Origin of the sequence: Pseudomonas avellanae BPIC 631 (genome assembly GCF_000444135.1) — a bacterium.
In the GTDB taxonomy this organism is placed as follows: domain Bacteria; phylum Pseudomonadota; class Gammaproteobacteria; order Pseudomonadales; family Pseudomonadaceae; genus Aquipseudomonas; species Aquipseudomonas avellanae.
Map to the genome: position 1 here is coordinate 1 of NZ_ATDK01000158.1, position 582 is coordinate 582.

The window sequence follows — 582 nt, forward strand, 5'->3', positions numbered from 1 at the left end:
TGCGCTCCGACTGCCTGTCCAAGTGGACGTGGGGCAGGTGTCCAAGTGAGCTTGGAATGAGTGTCCAAATGATCGTGGGCTGAGTGTCCAAGTGTCGTGGAATCCGCACTCCAGGGCTTTTGCAGGAATGCGATTCCGGGAGGCAGACCACGGCTCACTTCGGCTCCGTAGCCGGTGGTCACAAGAATTGGGGTGCTTGGCCAACGCTGATGCACCATCATCGCGAGCTCTTTGCCATCAAGCTGACCAGGCAGAGTAAAATCGGTGATCAGTAACGCACAGTGGGTTTTGGACTGCAGCAGGTATGTCAGCCAGCACACCTTCCACCGCTAAGTAATCAGCCGATTGTGCCCGCATACTTTTAAGCGGACGCCATTCCCCCTGACCTCAGAGTCACCTTGTACCAGCGCAAGCCCGATCCGCCCCCATGAAAAAAATATGTCTATGGCTCGGCCAGGCTGGACGTTTTCGTGACACTTGGCGGTTTCAGAGGCTGAGTGCAACACCCGGCTATTGAGTTAGGGATGGACTCTCATGATGCTTGGACATCATTTCCGTCATCATTTCGATAGGGCATCTGTA

General features: G+C 54.8%; 1 protein-coding gene. It reads right to left on the minus strand.

Features of this window, described 5'->3' with window-relative positions; all coding sequences use genetic code 11:
- Positions 1-320 (minus strand): response regulator (locus tag DW49_RS1000000129765; RefSeq protein WP_420865877.1); only part of this gene is annotated, 320 nt, incomplete at its 3' end.
- Positions 321-582: the final 262 nt, after the last annotated feature.